At 71.9% G+C, this 22,501-nt stretch carries 20 protein-coding genes; 14 read left to right on the top strand and 6 right to left on the bottom strand.

The genetic code is table 11. From position 1 onward, the window contains the following. Positions 1–11: 11 nt before the first annotated feature. From IE267_RS20225 to IE267_RS20210, 4 genes are all read left to right on the top strand, one after another. Entirely contained in the window at positions 12–1,424 is a 1,413-nt protein-coding gene (locus IE267_RS20225; protein WP_189764234.1) for an ABC transporter ATP-binding protein, read from the top strand. 95 nt (positions 1,425–1,519) lie between these two features. Beyond that, positions 1,520–2,923 (top strand): M1 family metallopeptidase, encoded by a 1,404-nt coding sequence (locus IE267_RS20220; RefSeq protein WP_189764162.1) that lies wholly within the window; start codon positions 1,520–1,522, stop codon positions 2,921–2,923. A 46-nt stretch (positions 2,924–2,969) separates the two neighbouring features. Further along, positions 2,970–3,629 carry a trimeric intracellular cation channel family protein gene (locus IE267_RS20215; RefSeq protein ID WP_100577557.1) on the top strand — a complete coding sequence of 220 codons (660 nt, stop codon included), beginning with the start codon at positions 2,970–2,972 and terminating at the stop codon, positions 3,627–3,629. Positions 3,630–3,699: 70 nt separating this feature from the next. Next, complete coding sequence (locus IE267_RS20210; protein WP_167156734.1) at positions 3,700–4,569, top strand: thioesterase family protein; 870 nt, start codon at positions 3,700–3,702, stop codon at positions 4,567–4,569. 349 nt (positions 4,570–4,918) lie between these two features. Here the strand turns inward: IE267_RS20210 and IE267_RS20205 are convergent, their stop codons facing one another. Then, positions 4,919–5,536 (bottom strand): TetR family transcriptional regulator, encoded by a 618-nt coding sequence (locus tag IE267_RS20205; protein ID WP_167156731.1) that lies wholly within the window; start codon positions 5,534–5,536, stop codon positions 4,919–4,921. Positions 5,537–5,709: 173 nt separating this feature from the next. Here IE267_RS20205 and IE267_RS20200 point away from each other — a divergent pair, with 173 nt between their 5' ends. From IE267_RS20200 to IE267_RS20190, 3 genes are all read left to right on the top strand, one after another. Further along, positions 5,710–5,865 carry a hypothetical protein gene (locus tag IE267_RS20200; protein WP_162952519.1) on the top strand — a complete coding sequence of 52 codons (156 nt, stop codon included), beginning with the start codon at positions 5,710–5,712 and terminating at the stop codon, positions 5,863–5,865. Positions 5,866–5,867: 2 nt separating this feature from the next. After that, a complete protein-coding gene (locus tag IE267_RS20195) occupies positions 5,868–6,137 on the top strand; it encodes a DUF4190 domain-containing protein (protein WP_167156729.1) in 270 nt (89 codons plus the stop codon). A 70-nt stretch (positions 6,138–6,207) separates the two neighbouring features. Next, positions 6,208–7,377 (top strand): cysteine desulfurase family protein, encoded by a 1,170-nt coding sequence (locus IE267_RS20190; protein WP_189764161.1) that lies wholly within the window; start codon positions 6,208–6,210, stop codon positions 7,375–7,377. Positions 7,378–7,449: 72 nt separating this feature from the next. Here the strand turns inward: IE267_RS20190 and IE267_RS20185 are convergent, their stop codons facing one another. Further along, positions 7,450–8,058, bottom strand: a complete 609-nt coding sequence (locus tag IE267_RS20185) for an N-acetylmuramoyl-L-alanine amidase (RefSeq protein WP_167156725.1) — start codon at positions 8,056–8,058, stop codon at positions 7,450–7,452. A gap of 147 nt (positions 8,059–8,205) precedes the next feature. Here IE267_RS20185 and mnmA point away from each other — a divergent pair, with 147 nt between their 5' ends. Then, positions 8,206–9,351 carry a tRNA 2-thiouridine(34) synthase MnmA gene (gene mnmA / locus IE267_RS20180; RefSeq protein ID WP_229861336.1) on the top strand — a complete coding sequence of 382 codons (1,146 nt, stop codon included), beginning with the start codon at positions 8,206–8,208 and terminating at the stop codon, positions 9,349–9,351. A gap of 17 nt (positions 9,352–9,368) precedes the next feature. Here the strand turns inward: mnmA and IE267_RS20175 are convergent, their stop codons facing one another. After that, complete coding sequence (locus IE267_RS20175) at positions 9,369–10,319, bottom strand: NADP-dependent oxidoreductase (RefSeq protein WP_161250077.1); 951 nt, start codon at positions 10,317–10,319, stop codon at positions 9,369–9,371. 115 nt (positions 10,320–10,434) lie between these two features. Here IE267_RS20175 and IE267_RS20170 point away from each other — a divergent pair, with 115 nt between their 5' ends. Beyond that, entirely contained in the window at positions 10,435–11,463 is a 1,029-nt protein-coding gene (locus IE267_RS20170; RefSeq protein ID WP_189764160.1) for a GlxA family transcriptional regulator, read from the top strand. Here IE267_RS20170 and IE267_RS20165 read toward each other — a convergent pair. Beyond that, positions 11,436–11,765: a DUF427 domain-containing protein gene (locus IE267_RS20165; protein WP_167156721.1), complete on the bottom strand. Its 330-nt coding sequence runs from the start codon at positions 11,763–11,765 to the stop codon at positions 11,436–11,438. The genes IE267_RS20170 and IE267_RS20165 overlap by 28 nt on opposite strands. A 52-nt stretch (positions 11,766–11,817) precedes the next feature. Between IE267_RS20165 and IE267_RS20160 the strand changes: the two genes are divergently transcribed. From IE267_RS20160 to IE267_RS20140, 5 genes are all read left to right on the top strand, one after another. Continuing rightward, entirely contained in the window at positions 11,818–12,357 is a 540-nt protein-coding gene (locus IE267_RS20160; protein ID WP_161250083.1) for an LOG family protein, read from the top strand. A 19-nt stretch (positions 12,358–12,376) separates the two neighbouring features. Beyond that, positions 12,377–13,075, top strand: a complete 699-nt coding sequence (locus IE267_RS20155; RefSeq protein WP_161250085.1) for an SDR family oxidoreductase — start codon at positions 12,377–12,379, stop codon at positions 13,073–13,075. 40 nt (positions 13,076–13,115) lie between these two features. Further along, entirely contained in the window at positions 13,116–14,141 is a 1,026-nt protein-coding gene (locus IE267_RS20150; protein ID WP_167156717.1) for a methionine synthase, read from the top strand. A gap of 31 nt (positions 14,142–14,172) precedes the next feature. Beyond that, positions 14,173–16,368 (top strand): NAD-dependent DNA ligase LigA, encoded by a 2,196-nt coding sequence (gene ligA, locus IE267_RS20145; RefSeq protein WP_189764159.1) that lies wholly within the window; start codon positions 14,173–14,175, stop codon positions 16,366–16,368. A gap of 275 nt (positions 16,369–16,643) precedes the next feature. Beyond that, complete coding sequence (locus IE267_RS20140) at positions 16,644–18,761, top strand: putative bifunctional diguanylate cyclase/phosphodiesterase (RefSeq protein WP_189764158.1); 2,118 nt, start codon at positions 16,644–16,646, stop codon at positions 18,759–18,761. A 196-nt stretch (positions 18,762–18,957) separates the two neighbouring features. Here the strand turns inward: IE267_RS20140 and IE267_RS20135 are convergent, their stop codons facing one another. Both IE267_RS20135 and IE267_RS20130 read right to left on the bottom strand, forming a co-directional pair. Beyond that, entirely contained in the window at positions 18,958–20,913 is a 1,956-nt protein-coding gene (locus tag IE267_RS20135) for a phosphocholine-specific phospholipase C (RefSeq protein WP_189764157.1), read from the bottom strand. Between the two features lie 90 nt (positions 20,914–21,003). Further along, the gene (locus IE267_RS20130; RefSeq protein WP_189764156.1) at positions 21,004–22,401 is read right to left on the bottom strand and encodes an endonuclease/exonuclease/phosphatase family protein; all 1,398 of its coding nucleotides are present in this window, start codon (positions 22,399–22,401) and stop codon (positions 21,004–21,006) included. Positions 22,402–22,501: the final 100 nt, after the last annotated feature.

Genomic DNA, 22,501 nt, shown 5'->3' with positions numbered 1-22,501 from the left:
CGGACAACGACGTGACGATTCCCGCCCAGGGCAAGGGCGCGGCCGGCAAGAGCGTGCTCAACAAGGCAGCCGCTCCCGGCGAGGTGCTGCTCAAGGTCAGCGGTCTGCAGAAGCACTTCCCGATCCGCAGCGGTCTGCTCAAGCGGCAGACCGGCTCGGTCAAGGCCGTCGACGGCATCGACTTCGACGTCCGCTCGGGCGAGACGCTCGGCGTGGTCGGCGAGTCCGGCTGCGGCAAGTCGACGATGGGCCGGCTCATCACCCGGCTGCTCGAACCGACCGGCGGCAGCGTCGAGTTCGAGGGCCGCGACATCACCCACCTCGGGGTGCGCGGCATGCGGCCGATGCGCCGCGACGTACAGATGATCTTCCAGGACCCGTACTCCTCACTGAACCCGCGGCACACGGTCGGCGGCATCATCTCCGCCCCCTTCAAGCTGCAGGGCGTCAACCCCGAGGGCGGGATCAAGAAGGAGGTCCAGCGCCTCCTGGAGGTCGTGGGTCTCAACCCCGAGCACTACAACCGCTATCCGCACGAGTTCTCCGGCGGCCAGCGCCAGCGCATCGGCATCGCCCGTGCGCTCGCGCTCAACCCGAAGCTGGTCGTCGCGGACGAGCCGGTCTCGGCGCTCGACGTGTCGATCCAGGCGCAGGTGGTCAACCTGCTGGACGACCTCCAGCAGGAGCTCGGACTGACGTACGTGATCATCGCGCACGACCTGTCGGTCATCCGGCACGTGTCGGACCGGATCGCGGTCATGTACCTCGGCAAGATCGTGGAGTTGGCCGACCGCAAGTCGTTGTACTCGGCGCCGATGCACCCGTACACCAAGGCCCTGATGTCCGCGGTGCCGGTGCCGGACCCCAAGCGGCGCGGGGTGAAGAGCGAGCGCATCCTGCTCAAGGGCGACGTCCCCTCGCCGATCTCGCCGCCGAGCGGCTGCCGGTTCCACACCCGGTGCTGGAAGGCGACCGAGGTCTGCAAGACGCAGGAGCCCGTGCTGGTGGAGCTCAAGCCCGGCCAGCGCGTCGCCTGCCACCACCCGGAGAACGCGCCGGACCAGGCACCCGGCGAGGCGATCCTGCCGGAGGCCCGGGAGTCGATCGAGGTCGTGACGATCGGCGAGAGCGTGGCCGAGGAGTCGGCGGAGCCCGAGGCGGCCGCGGGTTCCGAGGCGGCCCAGGAGGCGGTGACCGCCGCGGAGGCGACCGCACCCGCCGAGCCTGCCGCTGCCCAGGCCAAGCCCGAGCCGGCCAAGCCCGAGCCGGCCAAGTCCGAGCCGGCCAAGTCCGAGCCGGCCAAGTCCGAGCCTGCCGCTGCCCAGGCCAAGTCCGAGCCGGCCAAGGCTGAACCGGCCGAGGCCGTGGACGGCGAGGGCGGAACCGGACCGGACGACACCGCTCAGGAGTCAACCGACAAGTAGGCCATGACAGTTCGGCAAAGTCATGTCCATGCCGAAGCGGGAGAGTGCAGAGTCTGCGTGTCCGTAACAACGGCATGCGTTCGAAGGGCAGACTCATGGCACTCTCCCGTTCGGTACGTCGTACCTCCCGCTGGCTCTCCCTCGCCACCGCGGTGGCCGCCGGGCTCACCATCGCCGCCGCGCCCGCCGCCTCACCCGGCGCCCCGGGCATCGGGGACCCGTACTTCCCCGAGATGGGCAACGGCGGTTTCGACGCCCTCCATTACGACCTGGGCGTCAGCTACAACCCCGATTCGGGGCGCCTGGACGGGCGCACCACCGTGACCGCGCGCGCCACCCAGAACCTCTCCCGCTTCGACCTCGACCTCCAGAAGCTCACCGTCGACTCGATCCGGGTGAACGGCAGGCCCGCCGACTTCAACAGAAGCGGTGACGAGATCGTCATCACTCCGCGCCACCGCCTCAGCAAGGGCGAGGAGTTCGAGGTCACCGTCGTCTACGGCGGAGTGCCGCAGCCGCTCAACGGGCCCATCGTCTTCGGCTCCGACTACGGCTGGATGAAGACCAAGGACGGCGTCTTCGTGGCCTGCGAGCCCAATGCCGCCTCCACCTGGTTCCCCTCCAGCGACCACCCCTCCGACAAGGCGACGTACGACATCCGCATCGACGCCCCCAAGGGCCTCACCGGTGTCTCCAACGGCCGCCTGGTGGAATCCCACGACCGCGGAAACCGCTCGTACTACCACTGGCGCGAGTCCAAGCCGATGGCGACCTATCTGGCGACCGCCTCCATAGGCAAGTTCGACGTGAAAACGGGCCGGACGCCCGGCGGCACCCCCATCTACGTGGCCATCGACCCGGTCCTCGCCAACCAGAACAAGGTCGACGTGTACGCGGTGACCGCCGAAGCCACCGACTACTGGTCCAAGCTCTTCGGCCCCTATCCCTTCGAGGTGACCGGCGCGGTCGTCGACGACATGCCGCAGGCCGGGTTCTCCCTGGAGACCCAGTCCAAGCCCAGCTACTCGGCCGTGCGGAGCGAGTCGACGATCGTCCACGAGCTCGCCCACCAGTGGTTCGGCGACTCCGTCTCCGTCGCCCACTGGGACGACATCTGGCTCAACGAGGGCTTCGCGACCTACGCGCAGTGGCTCTGGGCCGAACACCGCGGCACGAGGAGCGCCCACGACTCCTTCATCGCCGCCTACAACTCCATCCCCGCGGACGACGACTTCTGGAAGATCGAGGTCGCCGACCCTCAGCGCGACACGATGTTCTCGGACGCGGTCTACGAACGCGGCGCGATGATGCTCCAGGCGCTCCGCGAGAAGATCGGTGACCAGGCCTTCTTCAAGCTGCTCCCGGCCTGGACCAAGGCCCACCGCTACCACAACGCCGACACCGAGGACTTCATCAAGCTGGCCGAGAAGGTCTCGGGCAAGTCGCTCGACAGCCTCTTCCAGAAGTGGGTGTACGACACGGGCAAGCCCGCGCTCTGAGTCCGGGGTGTGCCGAGGAGCGCCCCGCGATGAGTAAAAATGCGGGGTGCTTCACTCACTGTTCAGTCCCTCCGTCCAGCATGCGCTGGACCTCGTCGGGATCTTCGTCTTCGCGATCTCCGGCGCCCTGCTCGCCGTGCGCAAGAACTTCGACGTGTTCGGCATCGCGGTGCTCGCCGAGGTCACCGCGCTGGGCGGAGGGCTGTTCCGCGACCTCATCATCGGGGCCGTACCGCCGGCCGCGTTCACGGACCTGGGGTACTTCGTGACGCCGCTGCTCGCCGCGGTGCTGGTCTTCTTCCTGCACCCCGAGGTCGAGCGCACCCAGACCGCGGTCAACGTCTTCGACGCGGCCGGGCTCGGCCTGTTCTGCGTCAGCGGCACCACCAAGGCGTACGACTACGGGCTCGGTCTCACCTCGTCGGCGGCGCTGGGCCTCGCGACGGCGGTGGGCGGCGGTGTGCTGCGCGACGTCCTCGCCAACGAGGTTCCCTCGCTGCTGCGTTGGGACCGCGACCTGTACGCGGTGCCCGCGATCGTCGGCTCCACGATGATCGTGCTGTTCATCCGCTTCGACATCCTGACCGCCGGGACCAGCGGGCTCGCGGTGGTCACGGCGTTCCTGCTGCGCATCGCCGCGCTGAAGTACCACTGGCGGGCACCGCGCGCCTGGAACCGGCGCAGTTCGACGCTGGAGGAGGCGTGAGGGGTCCGGGGGAGCGCGGGGCCATGGAAAAAGCTACCGCTCAGTAATTTATCGGTGTACGGTGCTGCCCATGGCACAGGCATCGTCACCGGTACTCCCCGCCGCGATCGGGGACAGCGAGTTCGACCGCGACACCGCGGTCTCCCTGCGGGAAGCGGGGGTGTACGACGCGGAGCTCTCCGCGGGCTGGACCATCATCCACGCCGTCAACGGCGGCTACTTGCTCGCCCTGCTCGGCCGGGCGCTCGGCGACGCGCTGCCGCACCCGGACCCGTTCACCGTCTCCGCGCACTACCTCACGCCGTCCGTGCCGGGGCCCGCGGTCATCCGCACCCAGGTGGTCCGCACCGGCCGGACGCTCTCCACGGGCCAGGCCTCGCTCTTCCAGTACGACGAGAGCGGCGCAGAGGTCGAGCGCATCCGGGTCCTCGCCTCGTACGGGGACCTCGGCGCGCTCAGCGACGACGTGCGCACCACGGCGAAGCCGCCCGCGATGCCGCCGCTGTCGCACTGCATCGGCGCGGCGGACGCCCCCGACGGCAGCCGTCCGCCGATCCCGGGCAGCTCCGCCATCACCGACCGGCTGATGCTCAAGCTCGACCCGACGACGCTGGGCTGGGCCGTGGGGGCGCCGTCCGGGAAGGGCGAGATGCGGGCGTGGTTCGGGCTCGCCGACGGGCGCGACGCCGATCCGATCTCGCTGCTGCTCACGGTGGACGCGTTGCCGCCGACCTCCTTCGAGCTGGGCCTCAAGGGCTGGACGCCCACGGTCGAGCTGACCACGCACATTCGGTGCCGGCCGGCACCGGGGCCCCTGCGGGTGTCCATCACCACGCGGAACCTGGCGGGGGGTTTTCTGGAGGAGGACGCGGAGGTCTGGGACTCGGCGGACCGCCTGGTCGCCCAGTCCCGCCAGCTGGCGCGGGCGCCGCGGGGCTGACCCCGGAGGCGGGCTTGCCCGCCCTCCCGCCCGTGACCCGGGGTTGGTTGCTCCCGGCCCCTGGGACTCCGCCCCAGACCCCGTTCGCGCCTGAAGGGCGCTCGTCCTCGAACGCCGGACGGGCTGAGGATGCCTGCATTGGCCAGCGCCGATCAGCGGGGCGGGCTGAAGATGTCGGTGCGGGCGGGCGGCAGTACCGCCAAGGGGCGCGGGGGACTGCGCGAACGGCCCCTACGTTTCGCGGACGAAGTCGGTTTTAGGGGGCGCGGGGAACTGTGCGGCCGGCCACGGGCGGTGGGCGGGCGAGGGCGGGCTTGGGGGGCGGAGCCCCCAAGGGGCCGGGGCGGGGCTAGTCCAGCCAGTGGTGGCGGCCCAGGGTCACCAGGCGGAGCTGGGCCCTGGCCGTGGCCAGGACCGCTTCCTCGGACCCCTCGTCGCCCTCCAGCAACGCCGACGCCGTCATCACCATGTGGTCGACGTACACCCCCGCCAGCATCCGCACATCCTCCGGCGGCCACCCCGCCGACTCGGGGTCGGCCCCGAGCGCCTCCGCCACCTCGTCACCGAAGGCGCGCAGTTGGACGCCGATCGCCTCGCGCACCGGGGCGACCCCACCGTGCCGCTCGCGGGCGATGAAGCGCACATGCGCGGGGTGCGTACGCACCTGCGCGGCGATCAGCGCCACCGCCCGGTCGATCCGCTCCTCGCTCGACCCCGTCGTGACGATCGCCGCCCGGATCGTGTCGTGGAGCGAACCCAGCGCCTGCTCGACCAGCGCCACCCCCAGGTCCGCCGTTCCCGTGAAGTGCCGGTAGAACGCGGCCGGAGCCATCCCCACCGCCCGGGTGACCTCACGAAGCCCCAGGCTGCTCAGGCTCTGGTGCTCCAGCAACTGGAGCGCCGAGTCCATGAGGGCCTGCCGGGTCTTCTGCTTCTGGGCCTGCCGGATCCCGAGAGTGTGGCTCATACCACTCAGTAAACATGCGTTCGCCGAAGTTGGGAACACTAGACTCAGTAGTCAGTGAACAGTCGTACTCTCAAGGCTCGTTGGCGGAGCCGGTAGAGGAAATCTGTCGACGGAACCGTCCGTCCACAGTTGTCCTCCTGCCCGGAAGTCCCCCACAGAAAGGGATCGATCCCATGCTTTTCCTCGTCGCAGCCCTCCTCCTGCTGGGGGTCGTGCTGGGCTCAGCGGCGCACCTCCCGCTCCCGGTCACCCTGGCCGTCGCCGGTGTCATCGGCGTCTGGCTGCTGGTCTTCGCCGCCCGTGAACGCCTCTCGCACCGGAAGGGCTGACCATGGAACTCGCAGCGATCCGCCGCCGTACCCGCAACCGTGACAGGGACGGGATGGCCGTCGCGGCCTTCGTCCTCGGACTGGTCGGGCTGCTCGTCATGAACGTCGTCCTCGGCCCCATCGCCATCATCCTGTCGTCGCTCTCCCTGCTCTACGGCACCGAGCGCCGGGGCCGCGCGCTGCTCGGACTGGCCCTGGGCGTGGCCGACCTCGCGGTCCTCGCCGGCCTGATGATGGCCGACCACACCGTGTCCTGGGGCCTCAACGGCTGAGCCCCCGCGCCGGTCCTGGCCGGAACTGCGGCACGGCCCGCCCCGCGCGGCTCGTAGAATCGGGCCCACCATGGCTTACCTCGACCACGCCGCGACCACTCCGATGCTCCCGGAGGCGATCCGGGCGATGACCGCCCAGCTGACCGCCACCGGGAACGCGTCCTCGTTGCACGCCGCCGGGCGGCGGGCCCGCCGCACCGCCGAGGAGGCCCGCGAGGACCTTGCCGAGTCGCTCGGCGCGCGCCCCAGCGAGGTCGTCTTCACGGCCGGCGGCACCGAGGCCGACAACCTCGCCGTCAAGGGCCTGTACTGGGCCCGCCGGGACGCCGACCCGCGCCGGGTGCGGGTGCTCGCCAGCCCCGTCGAGCACCATGCCGTGCTCGACGCGGTGCACTGGCTCGCCGAGCACGAGGGCGCCACCGTCGAGTACCTGCCCGTCGACGCACACGGCCGGGTGCACCCCGAGGCGCTGCGCGCCGCCATCGAGCGCGACCCCGACGACGTCGCCCTGGCCACCGTCATGTGGGCAAACAACGAGATCGGCACCGTCATGCCGGTGAACGAACTCGCCGCAGTGGCAAGGGAGTTCGAGGTTCCGCTGCACGCCGACGCGGTGCAGGCCTTCGGCCAGCTGGACGTGGACTTCGCCGCGTCCGGACTCGCCGCCATGACCGTCTCGGGCCACAAGATCGGCGGCCCCTACGGCATCGGCGCCCTGTTGCTGGGCCGCGAGTACACGCCCGTCCCCGTGCTGCACGGCGGCGGCCAGGAGCGACACGTACGCTCCGGCACCCTCGACGTCCCCGCCATCGCCGCCTTCGCGGTCGCCGGGCGGATCGCCGCCGAACGGCGCGGCACGTTCGCCCGGGAGACCGGAGGGCTGCGCGACCGGCTGGTGGAGGCCGTGCACAAGGCCGTGCCCGACGCGATCCTCGGCGGCGACCCAGACCCGGCCGGCCGTCTGCCCGCCAACGCGCACTTCACCTTCCCCGGCTGCGAGGGCGACTCCCTGCTGCTCCTGCTGGACGCGCAAGGCATCGAGTGCTCCACCGGCTCCGCCTGCACCGCGGGCGTCGCCCAGCCCAGCCACGTCCTGCTCGCCACCGGCACCGATCCCGACCTGGCCCGCGGCACCCTGCGCTTCTCGCTCGGCCACACCTCAACCGCGGCCGATGTCGACGCGGTGGCCGGTGCCATCGGGCCGGCCGTGGAGCGGGCCCGTACCGCGGGCCTCGTCTGAGCCGGGGCCGCGCCGAGGGCCCCGCCCGTGGCACGGCTCCGCCACGGGGCGCGTGGCAGGCCCAAGCGCGGTTCAGGCCCGGCCGGCCGCCGCCCCGACCAGCTTGATGTAGCGCGGCCAGTCCCAGTGCGGGCCGGGGTCGGTGTGATCGGTGCCGGGCACTTCCACGTGCCCGATGATGTGCGTCCGGTCCACGGTTATTCGGTAGCGGGCGCAGATCGCCGCCGTGAGCCGCGCCGACGAGGCGTACATGGCGTCCGTGAAGGACGAGGCCTGCTCCACGAAGCCCGCGTGCTCTATGCCGACGCTGCGCTCGTTGTACTGCCGATTGCCCGCGTGGAAGGCCACGTCCAGCTCCCGTACGGTCTGCGCTATGTGACCGTCCCCGCGCACCACGTAGTGCGCCGCGGCCTTGTTCCCCGGGTCCTGGAAGGTCTTGAGCGCGCTGTCGAAACTGCCCTGCACGACATGGATCACCACCCGGTCCACCGCGTAGTCGTCCGGCCGGTCCGCCATCCGCCAGTTCGGCTGGGCCGCCGCCACCCACTGGGCCCCCGCGTAGTCCAGCTCCCCGGCCTTGCGCGGCTTGTGCGGCCGCGCGTGCGGCTGGTTGAGATATCCGATCGTGCCGAGCGCCACCACCGCGCCCCCGATCAGCAGCCCTCTGCGGCTGGTCGCCATACGCCCGCCCCCGTCACTCCCCGTACCGCTCCCCGTGGCCCCACCGCAGCCCGTGGGCCGGTGGACTCCCGGATCCGACCCCTCTGAGATCCACAACGGATACTCCCGCGCCCCGGGTTCCCGATCCCACGTACCCTTACGAGTGCTATGACTCAGACTTCGCCGCAGCCCTCGCCGATGACCTCCCCGCGTCCCCTGCGCGTCCTCGCCGCCATGTCCGGCGGAGTGGACTCCGCGGTCGCCGCCGCCCGGGCCGCCGAGGCGGGCCACGACGTCACGGGCGTGCACCTGGCGCTCTCCGCGAACCCGCAGTCCTTCCGCACCGGGGCCCGCGGCTGCTGCACCATCGAGGACTCCCGGGACGCCCGCCGTGCCGCGGACGTCATCGGCATCCCCTTCTACGTCTGGGACCTGGCGGAACGCTTCCGCGAGGACGTCGTCGAGGACTTCGTCGCCGAGTACGAGGCGGGCCGCACCCCCAACCCGTGTCTGCGCTGCAACGAGAAGATCAAGTTCGCGGCGCTGCTCGACAAGGCGCTCGCGCTCGGCTTCGACGCCGTGTGCACCGGCCACTACGCGACCGTCGTCCTGAACGAGGACGGCAGCCGCGAGCTGCACCGCGCCTCCGACATGGCCAAGGACCAGTCCTACGTCCTCGGGGTGCTCGACGAGCGCCAGCTCGCCCACGCCATGTTCCCGCTCGGCGACACCCTGACCACCAAGGACGAGATCCGCGCCGAGGCCGAGCGCCGGGGCCTGGCGGTCGCCAAGAAGCCCGACAGTCACGACATCTGCTTCATCGCCGACGGCGACACCCAGGGCTTCCTCGCGAACCGTCTGGGCAAGGCCGAGGGCGACATCGTCGACGAGTCCGGCACCAAGATCGGCAGCCACGAGGGCGCGTTCGGCTTCACCATCGGACAGCGCAAGGGGCTGCGCATCGGCCACCCGGCCGCCGACGGCAAGCCCCGCTACGTCCTGGACATCTCGCCGGTGAACAACACGGTCACCGTCGGCCCCGTCGAGGCCCTCGACGTCACCGCCCTCGGCGCGATCAAGCCCCGCTGGTGCGGCACCGCCCCGGCCGGCCCCGGCACCTACACCGCCCAGCTGCGCGCCCACGGCGGCGAGACCGAGGTGACCGCCGAGCTCGTCGACGGCGAGCTGCGGGTGCGCTTCGCCGAGCCCGTCCGCGGCGTCGCCCCCGGCCAGGCGATCGTGCTGTACGACGGCACGCGCGTGGTGGGCTCGGCGACGATCGCGACGACCGAGCGGGCCGCCGCGCGCGTCTGACCCCGGGGGCCGGGCGGCTACTCGGCGACCCGGAGCACGATCTTGCCCCGGGTGCGTCCGCGCTCGCCGTACGCGTGCGCCTTCGCGGCGTCGGACAGGTCGAAGACCGAGTCGATCTCGGCGCGCAGCCGGCCCTCCTCGACCAGCGCCGCGACCGCCCGCATGCCCGCCTGGTCCGGCTCGACCAGGGTGAAGCCCGCCCGGACGCCCAGGGCGGCCGCCTCCGGGCGCAGCGCGTCCTCGTCCGGGGACGAGATCGAGACCAGGGTGCCGCCCTGGCGCAGCACCTTCAGGGAGCGGCTGCCGTACTCGCCGCCGATGGGGTCGAGGACGACGTCCACTTCCCGCACCGCCTCGGTGAAGTCCACCGCCGTGTAGTCGATCAGCTCGTCCACGCCGAGCCCGCGCAGGAAGTCGTGCTTGCCGGCGCTGGCCGTGCCGATGACGTACGCCCCGCGCGCCTTGGCGATCTGTACGGCGAGGTGGCCGACACCGCCCGCCGCGGCGTGGATCAACACCCGCTGTCCGGCGGACAGCCGGGCCGTCTCGACGAGCGCCTGGTACGCGGTGAGCGAGGCCAGGGGCAGCGCCGCGGCCTGGATGTGGTCGATCCCGGCGGGCTTGCGGACGAAGTGCCGGGCGGGGGCGGCGACGTACTCGGCGTAGGCGCCGGCCTGGTGCGGGAAGAGCGGCATGCCGAAGACCTCGTCGCCGGCCTCGTACAGGGTGACGCCGAGGCCCACCGCCTCGACGGTCCCGGAGACGTCGAAGCCGAGGATCGGCGGCGTGGTCTCCCGGCCGAAGGGGCCGTGCTCGCGGATCTTCCAGTCGGCCGGGTTGACGCCGGCGGCGTGCACGCGCACCAGGACCTCGGTCGGGCCGGGCTCGGGACGCTCGGTGTCGATCTCGGCGAGTACCTCGGGGCCGCCGAGCCGGGGGGAGCTGATGGCACGCATGGTCTGGGACATGTCTGATCCTTTGAGGGGTGTTTTCGCTGGTGGGCGCCACCAGCGGAGACCAGCCTGCACCCGGGGCGCCTCGTGTGGTGCTGGCCGTTTGGCCATGATGTGACAGAATCTGGCCATGGCCGTACGACCGAAAGTCCACCGCGTGGCGGTGCTCGCCCTCGACGGAGTGGTCTCCTTCGAGCTGGGCATCCCGTCCCGGATCTTCGACAGCGCCCGGGGCCCCGAGGGCGAGGCCCTCTACGAAGTGACCGTCTGCACCGTCGACGGAGAGCCGGTGCGCACCGAGGCCGGGTTCTCGGTCGCGGTGGAGCACGGGCCCGAGGCGCTCGCCGCCGCCGACACCGTGGTGGTCCCGCCGACCCACGACCTCGGCGCCATCGCCTCCGGCGGCCCGCTGCCCGAGCCTTTGGCCCGGGCGTTCGAACGGATCCGGCCGGGCACGCGCATGGTGTCCATCTGCACGGCCTCCTACGTCCTGGCCGCCGCCGGGCTGCTTGACGGGCGCCCCGCCACCACGCACTGGTGCGACGCCGACGCCTTCCAACGCACCTTCCCGAGCGTCCGGTTGGACCCGGGCGTCCTGTTCGTCGACGACGGAGACGTGCTGACCTCGGCGGGAGCTGCGGCCGGGATCGACCTGTGCCTGCACATCGTGCGCCGCGACCACGGCAGCGCCGTCGCCAACCGGGCCGCCCGCCACTGCGTGGTGCCGCCCTACCGCGACGGCGGTCAGGCCCAGTACATCGAGCGCCCGGTCCCCGAGCCGACCCTCGCCGGCACCGCCGGCACCCGCGCCTGGGCCCTGGAACGGCTCCAGGAGCCGCTCTCGCTGGGCGAGTTGGCCGCCCACGCCCGGATGAGCCTGCGGACGTTCACACGCCGCTTCCGGGAGGAGGCGGGCATGACACCGGGCCAGTGGCTCACCGCCCAGCGCCTCGAAGTCGCCCGCCAGCTCCTGGAGTCCAGCGACCTGCCGGTGGACCTGGTCGCCCACCGGGCGGGCTTCGGCACGGCCAACTCGCTTCGCCAGCACATGCGTTCCGTGCTCGGCGTCTCACCCGTGACCTACCGGCGCACCTTCAAGGTCGCCGACCGGGTCGCGGTGTCCGGCGCCGGTCAGGCGCTCACGGTCTCCACTTCGTAGAAGCAGAGGTGGTCCTTGATCTCGGCCACGTCCTCCTTCGGGTCCGGGTAGTACCAGACCAGGTCCGGCGCGTCCGGCAGCGACCAATAGGAGGCCGTGCCCTTGAACGGGCAATAGGTGTGCGTGACCGACGGCGTCAAGAGGTCGGTGCGGACGTCCTCGGGCGGAAGGTAGTAGCGGACCGGAAGGCCGGTCTCGCGCAGCAGCAGCGGACGCCGGCTCTCGGCCAGCACCTGCCCGTCGCGCACGACCCGCACGTGCTCGCTGACCCGCTCCACGGTGATGCGATGTCCTGTCGTCATACGAGGTGCAGCGTCCTGGAAGGCCCACTTCTTCCCCTCGTATCGTTGCCCCATGAACATTTGCGTCTTCCTCTCCGCGGCCGACCTCGACGAGCGCTACACGCGCCCCGCCCGTGAATTCGCCGAACTGCTCGGCAAGGGCGGCCACACCCTGGTGTGGGGCGGGTCCGAGAGCGGTCTCATGAAGGTCGTCGCCGACGGAGTGCAGCACGCGGGCGGCCGGCTCGTCGGCGTCTCGGTCGACTTCCTGGCCGCCAAGGCCCGCGAGAACGCCGACGAGATGGTCATCGCCAAGGACCTCGCCGAGCGCAAGGCGCTGCTGCTCGCCAAGTCGGACGCCGTAGTGATCATGGTCGGCGGGACCGGCACCCTGGACGAGGCCACCGAGATCCTGGAGCTGAAGAAGCACGGGAAGACCACCAAGCCGGTCGTCCTGCTCAACACCGCGGGCTTCTACGACGGCCTCAAGGAGCAGTTCCGCCGCATGGAGGACGAGGGCTTCCTGCCCGTCCCCCTCACCGAACTGGTCTTCTTCGCCGAGGACGGCGTCGCGGCCCTCGCCTACCTGGAGGAGTCCCTCGGCATCCAGTGAGTCCCCGACCAGTGCGAGCATGGCGGGTATGGCTACTCATCTGATCACCGGCGCCGGTTCCGGCATCGGCGCGGCCGTCGCCCGCCGACTGCACGAGCGCGGCGACGAGCTCATCCTGCTCGCCCGCGACGCCGGACGCGCGAAGGAGTTCGCCGCCCGGTACCCGGGCGCCCGCACCCTCGTCGGCGACCTCGCGGACCCCGACCGCCTCTCCTGGGCCTTCGACAAGCAGCCGATGCCCGGGCAACTCGACTCGCTCCTGCACATCGCGGGCATCGTCGACCTCGGCCCGGTCGGCGAACTGCGCCCCAAGACCTGGCACCAGCAGCTCAACGTCAACCTGATCGCCCCCGCCGAGATCACCCGGCACCTGCTGCCCCAACTGCGCGCCTCGCGCGGCCACGTGGTCTTCGTGAACTCCGGTGCCGGCCTCGCCGCGCACGCCGAATGGGGCGCGTACGCCGCCTCCAAGCACGGCCTCAAGGCGCTCGCCGACTCGCTGCGCCACGAGGAGCACGCCAACGGCGTCCGCGTGACCTCGGTCTACCCCGGCCGCACCGCGAGCCCCATGCAGGCCAAGGTGCACTCGCAGGAGGGCAAGGAGTACGACCCCGCGAAGTTCATCGACCCCGAGTCGGTGGCCACCACCATCGTCATGGCCATCGACCTGCCGGCCGACGCCGAGGTCAACGACCTCACCGTGCGCCCCGGCAAGTAGCCGGGACCGGGCCGTGCGCTCGGTTGCGTAGGCTTCCGGGGTGAGCGAACAGAGCAAATTCCCCTGGGGGCCCGCCACCGGCGTCGGCTCGATGCCGGGCGGCGACGCGCGGGAGACCGCCAAGACCGTCACCGGCTCGCTGATCGGGGCCGAAGGGGCGCGCGGCGACTTCCCGCACCTCGCGGAGCTGCCCGCGCGCGGGCCCGGCGCCGACATGATCGGGCGGACCATCGGGCTCCTCGTCGAGATGTACGGGCACGTCGAGCCCAGCGGCTGGCGGGTCGGGGACCGGCCCGGCCGGGACACCCGCCGGGCCAGGTCCTGGCTCGGCGAGGACCTCGACGCCCTGGAGGAGTTCACCCAGGAGTACACCGGCCCGCTCAAGGTGCAGGCCGTCGGGCCCTGGACGCTGGCCGCGGCCCTGGAGCTCAGGAACGGCGAGCTCTCCCTCGGCGACCCCGGCGCCTGCCGCGACCTCGCGGGGTCACTCGCCGAAGGCCTGCGCGACCACCTCGCCGACGTACGCCGCCGCGTCCCCGGAGCCCGGCTCGTGCTCCAGCTCGACGAGCCCTCGCTCACCTCGGTGCTGCGCGGACAGATCCGTACCGCCAGCGGATACCGCACCCACCGGGCCGTCGACCGGCAGGTCGTGGAGGGCGCGCTGCGCGAGGTCATGGCCGTGCACGACGGCCCCGTCGTCGTCCACTCCTGCGCCCCCGACGTCCCGTTCGCGCTGCTGCGGCGGGCCGGGGCCGCCGGGGTGTCGTTCGATTTCTCGCTGCTCACCGAGCGTGACGACGAGCAGATCGGTGAGGCCGCCGAGAGCGGCGTGAAGCTCTTCGCCGGAGTGGTGCCCGCCACCGACGGCCCATTGTCAGACCCTGCCGGTAGCGTCATGGGTGTCAGGACGCTGTGGCGCAGGCTGGGGCTGAATCCGGGGACTCTGGGCGAGTCCGTGGTGATCACTCCCACGTGCGGCATGGCGGGCGCGTCCCCGGCCCACGCCCGGGCCGCGCTCGCCCACTGCGTCCGGGCGGCGAGATCGCTCGCGGACAACCCTGAGTGACGGGGACAACGGGAAACGGGAGGACATGACGGTGGCTGGCGAACAGAACGCGGCGGTGCCCGCAGAGGCACGGGAGCAGCACGTGCTCCTCGCCGAGCAGATCGAGGAGCACCGCTTCCGGTACTACGTCCGGGACCAACCGGTCATCAGCGACGGCGACTTCGACAAGCTGCTCCGCTCCCTGGAAGCCCTGGAGGACGAGCACCCCGAGCTGCGCACCCCCGACTCGCCGAGTCAGAAGGTCGCCGTGGCCTACGAGACGGACTTCGCCTCGGTCCAGCACCGCGAGCGCATGCTGTCCCTGGACAACGCCTTCGACGACGAGGAACTCGCCGCCTGGGCCGAGCGCGTCGCCAAGGACGTCGGCACCGGCACCTATCACTACCTGTGCGAGCTCAAGGTCGACGGCCTCGCCGTGAACCTGACGTACGAGCACGGCAGGCTGACCCGTGCCGCCACCCGCGGCGACGGCCGCACCGGCGAGGACATCACGCCCAACGTGCGCACCATCGCCGACATCCCCACCCGTCTCCAGGGCGACCGCATCCCGGCGCTCGTGGAGATCCGGGGCGAGGTCTACTTCCCGATGGAGGCCTTCGAGGGCCTCAACGCGCGCCTGGTCGAAGCGGGCGACAAGCCGTTCGCCAACCCCCGCAACGCGGCCGCCGGTTCGCTGCGCCAGAAGGACCCCAAGGTCACCGCGACCCGGCCGCTGCACATGGTCGTGCACGGCATCGGCGCCCGCGAGGGCTTCGACATCGACCGCCTCTCCGGTGCCTACGACCTGTTGCGCGAATGGGGCCTGCCCACCGCCCAGCACAACAAGGTCGTCAAGACCCTCGAAGAAGTACGCCAGTTCATCGCCTACATGGGCGAGAACCGGCACTCGGTGGTGGAGCACGAGATCGACGGCGTCGTCGTCAAGCTCGACGAGATCCCCCTCCAGGGCCGCCTCGGCTCCACCGCACGCGCCCCGCGCTGGGCCATCGCCTGGAAGTACGCGCCCGAAGAGGTCAACACCAAGCTCGTCAACATCCGCGTGGGCGTGGGCCGTACGGGCCGCGTCACGCCCTACGCACAGGTCGAGCCCGTCACCGTGGCCGGCTCCGAGGTCGAGTTCGCCACGCTCCACAACCAGGACGTGGTCAAGGCCAAGGGCGTCCTCATCGGCGACACCGTGGTGCTGCGCAAGGCCGGCGACGTCATCCCGGAGATCCTCGGCCCCGTCGCCGACCTGCGGGACGGCAGCGAGTACCCCTTCGAAATGCCCGCCGAGTGCCCGGAGTGCGGCACCGCGCTGCGCCCGATGAAGGAGGGCGACATCGACCTCCGCTGCCCCAACGCGCAGTCCTGCCCCGCCCAATTGAGGGAGCGGCTGTTCTACCTGGCGGGCCGCAAGAGCCTTGACATCGAGAACTTCGGATACGTCGCGGCCGCCGCCCTCACCAAGCCGCTGGAGCCCGCCGAGCCGCCCCTGCTCGACGAGGGCGGGCTCTTCGACCTCACCATGGATCAGCTCCTGCCGATCAGGGCGTACGTACTCGATCAGGACAGCGGGCTGCCCAAGCGCGACCCGAAAACCGGCGAGGAGAAGACGGCGCTCGTCTTCGCCAACATGAACGGCGAGCCGCGCAAGAACGCCGTCTCCATGCTGGAGAACATCGCGGCCGCCAAGGAGCGTCCGCTGGCGCGCATCCTCACGGGTCTCTCCATCCGCCACGTCGGCCCGGTCGCCGCCGAGGCGCTGGCCCGCGAATTCCGGTCCATCGAGCGCATCGAGCAGGCCGGAGAGGAGGAACTCGCCGCGGTCGAGGGCGTGGGCGGCATCATCGCGGCCTCCCTCAAGCAGTGGTTCGCCGAGGAGTGGCACCAGGAGATCCTGCGCAAGTGGAAGGCCGCCGGCGTCCGCATGGAGGACGAGAGCACCGGGGAGGACGAGGGGCCGCGCCCGCTGGAGGGGCTCACCGTTGTCGTGACCGGAACTCTTGAGCGGCACACCAGAGATGGCGCGAAAGAGGCGTTGCAGAGCCGCGGAGCGAAGGTCACCGGTTCCGTTTCGAAGAAGACGTCGTTCGTCGTCGTCGGAGACAGCCCCGGTTCCAAATACGACAAGGCGATGCAGCTGAAGGTTCCGGTTCTGGACGAGGACGGCTTCGCCGTTCTGCTGGAACAAGGGGCCGACGCGGCGAGAGAAGCCGCGATGCCGACTGCCCCGGAGGGGGAATGAGGGTCAAAGAAGGGTAGTAACAGGGGGCCTGGAGGCTGCGCGGAGTCACCCGTTCGGCGCATAGCAGACCGATGCGGGTGGCTGGGTCGCATTCGGGCAAGAGCTGTAGACCGCTGCCCGACAGAGCCTTCCGCGGCCTACTGTTGAGATGTGCGCCGGTCGTGCACGGCTGATGGCCCCTGCTCGTGGAGCGGTTGGGGAGGAACACCAGCCGTGGTGGCATGACATCGGGGCCATCGCGTGCACGGGCACCGCCGGCTGTGAGAGGGACGGGAATGAAACCGACCGAGAGCACCGCCCCGGCCGTGAGGCTGCGCGGGTTCACGGGCCTTTCGTCCGGGCTGACGGCCGTCGTCACGGGCCTTGCGGGCGTGGTCCTCGCCACCGGCTTCTACCGGGCCGTCCAAGCGGGCGACGCCCTGTTCCCGGGCGGGACCACGGGCTGGTCGCTGGCCGTCCTCAGCGGCATCATCGTCGGCCACCTCGTCGCGCTCGGCCGGGAGCGCTGGTGGGGCGGCACCGGCTCCGGCGCCGCCCTCACCATCGCGGTCCTGCTCCTGTACGGCTGGCTCCCGGCCGCGCTGGTCAGCCTGGCGGTGGTGGTCCTGGTCGGCGTCGCGCGGCGCAACCGGTGGCGCCAGGGCGTGCTGCACGGCGCCGTGGACGTCCTCGGGATAGGAGCCGCGGGCCTGGTCCTGGCCGCGCTCGACATCGTTCCGAGCGTCGCCCAGCCGTGGTGGCCCACCCGGTGGAGCCTCGCCACCGCCCCCGAGATCGTGCTCGCGGCGGGCACGTATCTGCTGATCACCCGGACCCTGCTCTGGTACGCCCTCGCCCCGCGCAACGGCCTGCCCACGGTCGCCCGCACGGCCCTGTTCCGTCAGGGGCTCGTGGCGGTCGCGCTGCTCGGCATCGCACCGCTGATCTGCGTCGTCGCCATGTCGGTGCCCGTGCTGCTCCCGCTGTTCGCGGTGCCGCTCGTCGCCCTCGACTCGACGCTCTGGATCGCCCGGGCCCGCGCCGAGGAACAGCTGCGCGATCCGCTGACCGGGCTCCCCAACCGCCAGTGGCTCCTGGAACGCACCTGGTCGGCCCTGGAGGAGGCGGAGAACACCGGCTCCCGCACCGCCCTCGTCCTGATCGATCTCGACCGCTTCCGGTCGGTGAACGACACCCTCGGTCACCTCGCCGGCGACCGCCTGCTCCTCCAGATAGCCGAACGCCTCAGGACCGCCCTGCCGCGCGGCGCGGAGGCGGCCCGGCTCGGCGGGGACGAGTTCGCCGTGCTGCTGCCGGTCTGCGAATCCGCGACCAGCGCCATGCGCACGGCCCGCGGTCTGGTCGCCGAGCTGTCCTCACCGCTCGACCTGGACGGGCTGACCCTGGTCCTGGAGGCGAGCGCCGGAGTGGCGCTCTTCCCCGACCACGCGCTCGACGCCGAAGGGCTGCTGCGGCGGGCCGACGTCGCGATGTACCAGGCCAAGCGGGACCGTACGGGCGTGGAGGTGTACGAGTCCAAGCGGGACTCCAACACCCCTGACCGTCTCGGCCTGTTGGGCGACCTGCGGCGGGCGCTCGACGCCGGGGACGTGGAGCTGCACTACCAGCCGAAGGTCCAGTTCGACGGGCAGGTGGCGGGTCTTGAGGCGCTGGTGCGCTGGGTGCACCCCGAACGCGGGCGGGTGGCGCCGGACGAGTTCATCGCCATCGCCGAGTCCAGCGGGCTCATGCCGCACCTCACCGAGTACGTCCTGGACACCGCGCTCGCGCAGGTGGCCCGGTGGCGTGCCCAGGGCCTCAATGTCCCGGTCGCCGTCAACGTGTCGCCGCGCGACGTCCACACGCCCGGCTTCGCGGGGTCCGTCGCGGCCCGGCTCGCCCGGCACGGCGTACCGGCGGGCGCGCTCCAGCTGGAGATCACGGAACACGTTCTGCTGGAGGACCCGCAGCGGGCCGCCGACACATTGGCCGGGCTGACCGGGCACGGCGTCAAGATGTCCCTCGACGACTTCGGCACCGGGTACTCCTCGCTGGTGCACCTGCGGCGGCTGCCGGTCAGCGAGTTGAAGATCGACCGGTCGTTCGTGGCCCGGCTCGCCATCGACAACGAGGACGCGGAGATCGTCCGTTGCACGGTCGATCTCGCCCATTCGCTGGGCCTGTTGGTGGTCGCGGAGGGTGTCGAGGACGACGAGACGTGGGAGCGGTTGCGCGACCTGGGGTGTGATGCGGTGCAGGGGTGGTTGGTGGCCGCGGCGATGCCGCCGGAGGAGGCCACGGCCTGGCTGCTCGCCCGGGGGGACTCCGGGTGGCACCGGCCCGCCGAGATCGCGGCGGCGGCCGCGCGGGCCGAGGCGGAGGCGTCCCGGTCCTCGGGCCAGCCCGTCCAGTGACCCGGGTGGGTTCCGGCCCCCGGGGCTCCGCCCCGGACCCCGTTCGCGGCGGGGAACTGCGCGAACGGCCACGCACGGCCCGCGGCCGAATTCCCCGCCCCTGGGCCGCGAAGGCCCGCACCCCCCGCCCCGGGGCCGCGAAGGCCCGCACCCCCCGCCCCGGGGCCGTGAAGGCCCGCGCGCACCCGGGTTCGCCCTACCCCGTGTGGACCGTCCCCGCGTACCTCCGCACGAACCGGCTCCCGCTCGCCGCCGTCACCGTGAGGTCGTAACTCCCGTTCTTCAACGGCCAGTTCACCGACGTGCGGTCGTGCGGCGGGACCCACACCACCCGTGAGCCCCGGTCGTCGGACACGGTGAAGGACAGCTCGGACGCGCCTTCGTTGCAGAGGCGGAGTTCCAGGCTGCGGCGCCCGTGCAGGATGGCGGTCACCGAGGGGACGGGGGCCGGGCCCGGGGGCGTCGCACGCGTCACCGTGCCGGAGAAGCGGCGCAGGAAGCCGTCCGCGCCGTGGACCGTGAAGTCGTAGCGGCCGTCCGTCTCCGCCGTCTCCCAGACATACGTCTTCGAGGCGCCCGGCGCGACCGTGAACGGCGTGCCCGTGAACGGCTTCAGCGTGTTGGGGAGCACCGTGAAGTGGAACGTGGCCGGCCCGTGGTTGGCCAGGGTGCAGGTCACCCGGCCCGTCGCGCGGTCCACCGTCACGTCCGCCCAGGGGCGGTACGGCAGCGACCGGTGCGGACGGCTGCCCGGCTCCTGGGTGGGCATCGACTGGGCCCCGTTGGCGGGCAGCCTGACGACGGGAAGCGCGTTGCCGGCGTCCGCCTTCGCCATCAGTGCCACGGTGTCGGGGAGCTTCGGAATCGAGTAGTCCGGCTTCGTGAAGTCGAAGCAGCTCGTGAGGTCGCCGCACACCGAGCGGCGCCAGTCCGAGATGTTCGGCTCCCGGACCCCGGTCACGAGTTCCAGGAAGCGCAGGACCGAAGTGTGGTCGAAGACCTGGGAGTTGACGTAGCCGCCGCGCGACCAGGGGGAGATCGCCCACAGCGGCACCCGGTTGCCCAGGCCGATCGGGCGGCCCGCCGCGAATTCGTCCGGGGTGCCCGGCTCGGGGAACGGAGGCGGGACGTGGTCGAAGTAGCCGTCGTTCTCGTCGTACATGACCAGGAAGACGGTGTGCTTCCACACCTCCGGGTTGGAGAAGAGCGACTGGAGGGCCTGATCGACCCAGTGCGCGCCGTAGTCGGGGCCCGCCGACGGGTGTTCGCTGAAGAGGTAGGGCGCCACCAGCCAGGACACCGTCGGCAGCGTGCCGTCCTTGCAGTCCTTGTCGAAGGCGGCCGGATCGAACTTGGTCATCGCGTTGACGTAACGCGGGTCGTCCTTCGCGAAGGTGTGGAACTGCTTGAAGTACGACAGCGCGTTGTCGTCGTAGTCGCCGTACCGGTCGTCCTTCGACGGGTTGTGGTAGACCCGCCAGCTGACCTTCGCCGCCTCCAGGCGCTCGGCGTACGTCGTCCAGTCCGCGACCGGGTTGTCGGTCACCGGGGTGTTGTCCGTCCAGGGCCCGGTCGTGCCGTCCTTGCCGGGGCCGCAGGTGCCCGTCCACAGGTAGAGGCGGTTGGGGTCGGTGGGGCCCGCCTGGGAGCAGAAGTAGCCGTCGCAGAGGGTGAACGCGTCGGCGAGGGCGTACTGGTAGGGGATGTCCTCGCGGGTGAAGTAGCCCATGGTGCGCTCGCCCTTGGCGGCCACCCACTTGTTCATCGCGCCGCCGTTGATCGCGGTGTGCCCGGTGCCCCAGTCGTGCGGGAGGCCGCCCGCGTTCTGGGCGTTGTACTTCGTGGTGTCCATCCGGTACGGCAGCATGAAGCCGTCGGCACGGCCCGCGTCCGGCTGGCGGAAGACCGGGTCGCCGTTGGGGAACGTCAGCGCCTGGCGGTCGTCGAAGCCGCGGACGCCGGACAGGGTGCCGAAGTAGTGGTCGAAGCTGCGGTTCTCCTGCATCAGGACGACGACGTGCTTGACGTCCTCGATGCTGCCCTTCGGGCGCGGGGCCGCGGTGGCGGTGGCGGGGTCGGGCAGACCGACGGCGGCAGCGGCCGCGGTCGCCGCGGACGCGCCCACGAAGGCGCGGCGGCTCAGGGGAGTCATGACGGGGGAGTCCTTCGAGTCTTCGGATCGGGGGAGGGGCCGGGGCGGGCCCGGCGGCGGATCGCCGCGTCGGCGGGTCGGGCCGGGCGCTCAGCGGACGGTGAAGGTGACCGCGGGCGCCGCGTGGTCGGAGGGCCAGCCGTTGGCTGCGGTGTCCGGCACCGGCTTCGGCCGGCCCGTGCACAGCGCGTACGCGGCCTCGACGTGCAGCGGGCCCGCGTACTGGACCTGGTCGATACGGTCCTGCGGCTCGTCCGGGCGCACCGGCGACCAGGTCGTGCCGGGCTCGCGGGACGGGTTAGGGTGCGCCTCGCGGAACGCGTCGTGCAGCCCTGCCGAGGCGAGCGCCACCGTCACCGGCCAGCGCACCTTGGCGGCCCGGTCGAGGTGCGAGGGCGAGGCGAGCCCGGCCGCGAGCACCACCGGGGTGCTCCGCGCCGCCAGGTCGCCCTTCATCGCGGCGAGCAACGCCGTCGCCTGCCGGTGGCGCAGGCTCGCGCGTTCGGCGGCCTCGACCTCGGCGGGGGTGCGTCCGTCCCGCACCGCGTAGGGCCCGTACGCGGCCTCGTCCAGCTGGGCCGCCCACAGCCGGAGCCGCCGCCCGCCCGGGAGTTGGAGGGTGGCCGCGACCGCGGGCACGTCCGTGACCGGGGCCGCGGCCTCCGTGAGCGGGAAGCGGCTGACGATGCCGACCCCGGCCGGGGTGTCGTAGGAGTGCCAGCCCAGGGTGTCGGCGAGCGGTTTCGCCGAGGTGCCGCCCGTCTCCTGGAGGGCCAGGACGTCGAGCCCCTGCCCGAGCACGAGGCGCGCCAGCTTCTCCGCCCGGCCGTCGATGTGCGTTCCGGCGTCCCACAGGTTCAGCGAGGCGATCGTCAGGCGCGGCCGGGATCCGGCGGCGCGCACGGGCACCTGGACGGTGACGGCATCGCTCGCGCCCGCGCTGTCCTTGACCGCGACCACGATCCGCCCGGGATGCGGTCCCGGCCGGCCGGGCGCGGTGCCGGTGACCGTGCCGTCGGCGCCGACGGACAGCCACGCGTCGCCGGACAGGCGCCGGAAGGACGGGGTGCCGGCCGGGTTGCCCGGCGGGCGCACCCATAGCGGGGCCAGCGGGACCGACACCGGGGACCCGGCCGCGTACGCCCCGGTCGTGAAGGAGTCCACGGCGGCGTGCGGCGCGAGCACCGGCGGACGCGTGGCGATCGTGATCGGGGCGGTCCGCGCGAGGATGCCGTAGCCGTCCTTGGCCAGCAGGTAGGCGGTGTAGGTGCCTTCGCCGAGGCCGGAGGTGTCGAGCGTGGTGTCGCCGGCGGCGGTCGTCACGTACGACCAGGCGAGCGAGGAGCCGGTGCCCGGGGCGCGGTCGCCGTCGTAGACGCCGATCCAGTTCTTGGGGTCGGGCGCGTCGGTGGTCCAGTGGAAGGAGAGCTTGTCGCCCTCGCGGGGGCTGCCCGGCGTGACGAGCCGGACCGTACTGAGCGGGGACACGGGGGGCCTGGTCCTCTCGATGGACGCCGTGGTGGGGCGAGTTGGCTGAACAACTTCGCCCAGTGAGCCAGGCGTCCGCACACGCGATGTGAACGGAGGA

Source organism: Streptomyces xanthochromogenes (genome assembly GCF_014650455.1).
Taxonomy (GTDB): Bacteria; Actinomycetota; Actinomycetes; order Streptomycetales; family Streptomycetaceae; genus Streptomyces; species Streptomyces xanthochromogenes.
Note: the sequence above shows the minus strand (reverse complement) of the source record. Positions and strands in the feature narration are given on the sequence as shown.

What these genes read in the sequence shown, in the direction of transcription:
- IE267_RS20205 (WP_167156731.1), bottom strand. Translation starts at nt 5,536, where the DNA reads ATGAGCCACACTCTCGGGATCCGGCAGGCCCAGAAGCAGAAGACCCGG.
- IE267_RS20140 (WP_189764158.1), top strand. Translation starts at nt 16,644, where the DNA reads ATGAAACCGACCGAGAGCACCGCCCCGGCCGTGAGGCTGCGCGGGTTC.
- IE267_RS20170 (WP_189764160.1), top strand. Translation starts at nt 10,435, where the DNA reads ATGGCCGTACGACCGAAAGTCCACCGCGTGGCGGTGCTCGCCCTCGAC.
- IE267_RS20165 (WP_167156721.1), bottom strand. Translation starts at nt 11,765, where the DNA reads ATGACGACAGGACATCGCATCACCGTGGAGCGGGTCAGCGAGCACGTG.
- IE267_RS20135 (WP_189764157.1), bottom strand. Translation starts at nt 20,913, where the DNA reads ATGACTCCCCTGAGCCGCCGCGCCTTCGTGGGCGCGTCCGCGGCGACC.
- IE267_RS20190 (WP_189764161.1), top strand. Translation starts at nt 6,208, where the DNA reads ATGGCTTACCTCGACCACGCCGCGACCACTCCGATGCTCCCGGAGGCG.
- IE267_RS20155 (WP_161250085.1), top strand. Translation starts at nt 12,377, where the DNA reads ATGGCGGGTATGGCTACTCATCTGATCACCGGCGCCGGTTCCGGCATC.
- IE267_RS20160 (WP_161250083.1), top strand. Translation starts at nt 11,818, where the DNA reads ATGAACATTTGCGTCTTCCTCTCCGCGGCCGACCTCGACGAGCGCTAC.
- IE267_RS20175 (WP_161250077.1), bottom strand. Translation starts at nt 10,319, where the DNA reads ATGTCCCAGACCATGCGTGCCATCAGCTCCCCCCGGCTCGGCGGCCCC.
- IE267_RS20195 (WP_167156729.1), top strand. Translation starts at nt 5,868, where the DNA reads ATGGAACTCGCAGCGATCCGCCGCCGTACCCGCAACCGTGACAGGGAC.
- IE267_RS20185 (WP_167156725.1), bottom strand. Translation starts at nt 8,058, where the DNA reads ATGGCGACCAGCCGCAGAGGGCTGCTGATCGGGGGCGCGGTGGTGGCG.
- IE267_RS20220 (WP_189764162.1), top strand. Translation starts at nt 1,520, where the DNA reads ATGGCACTCTCCCGTTCGGTACGTCGTACCTCCCGCTGGCTCTCCCTC.
- IE267_RS20200 (WP_162952519.1), top strand. Translation starts at nt 5,710, where the DNA reads ATGCTTTTCCTCGTCGCAGCCCTCCTCCTGCTGGGGGTCGTGCTGGGC.
- IE267_RS20210 (WP_167156734.1), top strand. Translation starts at nt 3,700, where the DNA reads ATGGCACAGGCATCGTCACCGGTACTCCCCGCCGCGATCGGGGACAGC.
- mnmA (WP_229861336.1), top strand. Translation starts at nt 8,206, where the DNA reads ATGACTCAGACTTCGCCGCAGCCCTCGCCGATGACCTCCCCGCGTCCC.